This is a genomic window from Saliniramus sp. (genome assembly GCF_035311605.1).
Taxonomy (GTDB): domain Bacteria; phylum Pseudomonadota; class Alphaproteobacteria; order Rhizobiales; family Beijerinckiaceae; genus Saliniramus.
The window spans coordinates 1-3,467 of record NZ_DATGCW010000203.1 but is presented as its reverse complement, the minus strand read 5'-3'; the positions used below and the strand labels follow the sequence as shown (position 1 = coordinate 3,467).

At 64.0% G+C, this 3,467-nt stretch carries 4 protein-coding genes; 2 read left to right on the top strand and 2 right to left on the bottom strand.

Features of this window, described 5'->3' with window-relative positions; all coding sequences use genetic code 11:
• Both VKP01_RS09335 and VKP01_RS09330 read right to left on the bottom strand, forming a co-directional pair.
• The coding region (locus VKP01_RS09335) for an AMP-dependent synthetase/ligase (RefSeq protein ID WP_414706558.1) at positions 1-1,286 on the bottom strand (1,286 nt) is incomplete at its 3' end.
• Between the two features lie 327 nt (positions 1,287-1,613).
• Positions 1,614-2,267: an I78 family peptidase inhibitor gene (locus VKP01_RS09330; protein ID WP_324411878.1), complete on the bottom strand. Its 654-nt coding sequence runs from the start codon at positions 2,265-2,267 to the stop codon at positions 1,614-1,616.
• A gap of 162 nt (positions 2,268-2,429) precedes the next feature.
• On the opposite strand from VKP01_RS09330, the gene upp reads away from it, so the two are divergent.
• On the top strand, positions 2,430-3,059 hold the full coding sequence (gene upp / locus VKP01_RS09325; protein WP_324411877.1) for a uracil phosphoribosyltransferase: 630 nt from the start codon (positions 2,430-2,432) through the stop codon (positions 3,057-3,059).
• A gap of 156 nt (positions 3,060-3,215) precedes the next feature.
• Positions 3,216-3,467: hypothetical protein (locus VKP01_RS09320; RefSeq protein ID WP_324411876.1), on the top strand; the 252-nt coding region annotated here is incomplete at its 3' end.

The following is a 3,467-nucleotide window of genomic DNA, read 5'->3' as shown; positions in this document are numbered from 1 at the left end:
AACAGCACCTCACCGTTTTCGTCGATCCGGATCTCGACGCCCGGTGCCGGGCGGCCCACCGTATCGGCATGGATCTCGCCATCAGGCTGCATGGTGACGTAGACCGAAGCCTCGGTCTGGCCGTAGAGCTGCTTGAGATTGACCCCGATGGAGCGGTAGAAGCTGAAAATCTCCGGGCCGATCGCCTCGCCGGCCGTGTAACCCACCTTGGTCCTGTCGAGACCGAAGCGGTTGCGCAGGGGCGCGTAGACCAGGAAATCGCCGATCGCATAGACGAAGCGATCCCAGGGATTGACGCTCTCTTTATTCAGGATGCGCTCGCCGACCTTGCCGGCATGGTCGATGAAATATTTGAACATCGCCCGCTTGACGCGGCTGGCATCCTCCATGCGCACCATGGTGAGGGTGAGCATGTTCTCGAACACGCGTGGTGGCGCGAAGGCGTAGGTGGTGCCGATCTCGCGGCGATCTTCGGCGATCGTCTCCGGGCTTTCCGGGCAATTGACGCACAGACCTGCGAGAATCGCCTGGGCATAGGAGAAGATGTGATCGCCCACCCAGGCCAGCGGCAGATAGGCGATGATCTCGTCCTCGTCGTTGAGATTGTCGAAATCGCAGCCGATCTTCGCTGCGGCGATGACGTTGTCGAAGCTCAGCATCACGCCCTTGGGACGCCCCGTGGTGCCCGACGTGTAAAGGATGATGGCGAGATCCTCGCTCTTGCCGGCAGCGAGCGCTTCGCCCAGCCAGGCCTCCGCCTTGGCGTCCTCGGCAAGCGTCTTGCGCCCCTGAGCAATGAAGGCGGTGAGCGCCTGCATGCGGGTGTGGTCATAATCGCGCAGACCCCGCTCCTCGTCATAGAGAAGATAGGTCAGGGTCGGCACCTCATCGGCGATGGAGAGAACCTTGTCGACCTGCTCCTGGTCCTCCACCACGGCAAGCTTCACCTCGGCATGGCCGAGCACATAGGCCATTTCCTCTGCGACGCTGTCGGAATAGACCGGGATCGGCACCACGCCGATCCATTGCGCTGCGGCAATGGCCCAGTAGAGGCGCGGGCGGTTGTTGCCGATGATGGCGATCCTGTCGCCACGCTCCAGACCGAGCTTGTGCAGGCCGATGGCCATGGCCCGCACGGTCTCGTGCATCTCACGCCAGTTCCAGGATTGCCAGATCCCGAGATCCTTGTGGCGAAAGGCCACTCGCTCCGGGCGCAGGCGTGCATTCCGCGCGATCAGTTTCGGAAACGTGTCCTCGCGCGCGACGTCGACCGTCGTCACGGGCATCTCCCTCCTCGGCGCCGGCGGATCATGAAGACCACGCGCGACTCTGCGTTCCTCTCCGGACGGTGCGGTTTTCCCGCTTTTTCGTCCTTCTTTTGCGGCTTTTGCTTGCGTTATCCCCAAGCCGAGCCGTCGAATGTTGCTATTAGTAACCGGCAATTTTCCAACTGCAAGCATCAATCTGTGCGGCAAAACCCGGATTTCCCGTATCAGCTCTTGTCTGCCCTTGCGGGACAAGGATTTCATGCCTGTTTTCGAACAAAAACCCCACCTCGTTCGACTTTAGGCGAACGAGGCGGGGTTTAATTATCTGCACTGTCGCAGCCGGGATCAGTAACAGCGCAGATCAACGATCCGATGGCGGCGATCGACTTCGATGGTAAGGCGGTCGTGTCGGTAATCACGGGTGATGAAGTCGCCCGGACGCACGACACGCACGCTGCGCGCCCGCGAACGCTCCCGGGCACGTGCCACCGTATGGCGTGCGGCACGCTCACCGAGGAAGCGGCGCAGACCGCGCTCGGTGCATTCTGCCCGGCGCGGGCGTTCGTGCCGCCAGTCACGATGCGGCGGAGCCGGGCGATACCGGGGCGGCGGCTGGATGCCCGGAAACGGGATGATGATCTCGAAACTGCCGCCGACGCGCGGGGGCACACCACCGCGCGTACCCGGCGCCACGGCGCGGCTCAGAAAGCGCGCGCTGGCATAGCCGCGACGACCCGACCAGATCAGGTCGCACCAGCCCCGGCTGCAGTTGATCACTTCGACACGGCCTCCGCGCGGGATCGTCGCGATCACGCGATACTGGGTGCCTGGCCCCGAGCGCATGTTCAGATCCGCCGTCGTGGAAGCGGGATACGCCATGGCCTGGCCGGCGCATAGAAGCAGGAAGAGTGCCGCAAGAAGACAGAGCAGCGTCGCCGCCCGGCTGCGGTGCAGGATGGATGTGGACATCGCATCACCTTTCGAAAGCGTTTCGATCATGCCCGCATCTTGCCGGGAGCGAGATGACCCGTAGATGAACGAACGCCGCAGGTGACGAATCGTTCGTGCCGGTGCGGGCAAACAGCGATTGAGCCACAGGCGAAAGCTTGCGAGACTGTCGTGGCAAGCCGCCTTTTTCGAGATCCGCGAGGCCTGACACCGATGCACAACGTGACCGTCGTCGACCATCCCCTGGTGCGCCACAAGCTTACATTGATGCGTGACAAGGACCTGCCCACGCGGGAATTTCGCGCGCTCGCCAGCGAAGTCGGCATGCTGCTCGGTTACGAGGCCCTGCGCGACCTGCCGCTGGAGACGGTAACCATCGAGACGCCGTTGCAGGGCATGCAGGCGCCACGGCTCGCCGGCAAGATACCGGTCCTCGCGCCGATCCTGCGCGCCGGAATCGGCTTTCTCGACGGGCTGCTCGCGCTTCTGCCCACCGCCCGCGTCGCGCATATCGGGCTCTATCGTGATCCTGATACCCTTGAACCGGTTGAGTACTATTTCAAAGCGCCCGGCGGGCTCGACCAACGCCTCGTCCTGGTGCTCGATCCGATGCTGGCCACCGGCGGCACGGCGGTAGCGGCAATCGATCTGCTCAAGCGCAAGGGCGCGAAGAACCTGCGCTTCGTCTGCCTGCTCTCGGCACCGGAGGGCATTGCCCGCCTGCACGAGGCGCATCCCGACGTGCCGATCTGGACGGCGGCAATCGACGAGCGGCTCGACGACCACGCCTATATCGTCCCCGGTCTGGGCGATGCGGGGGACCGCATCTTCGGCACGCGCTGACGAGCTGATCCTTCAAATTGCCGGGGTTACGGAAGGGCAGCATTCACCATGTGGGACGCTTTTGCCCGATCGGCGACAGTTTCGCAGCCCGCGAAGCCGGCGATTAACCGGGTGGGACCATGGTCGGCCGCAACGCAGCGAGAAAGAGGTCGGATCATGCGCCCCCTCATCTGGGCGAGCCTCGTCCTGATCGGCGGCGCGTTCGCCGGGGTCACCACGGTCGAGCGCCTGTCGCAACAAACCCGTTCGGTTGCTGGCGAGGCGGCACGGGTGACGGCCCCGGACAGGCCATCGCTGAGCCGTAGCGAAGTCTCTGACCAGCCCTCCCATGATCTGCGCCTCCTCGCCGACCGGCGCGGCCATTTCCATGCCGACCCGCAGGTCAACGGGATGCCCATGGCGATGCTG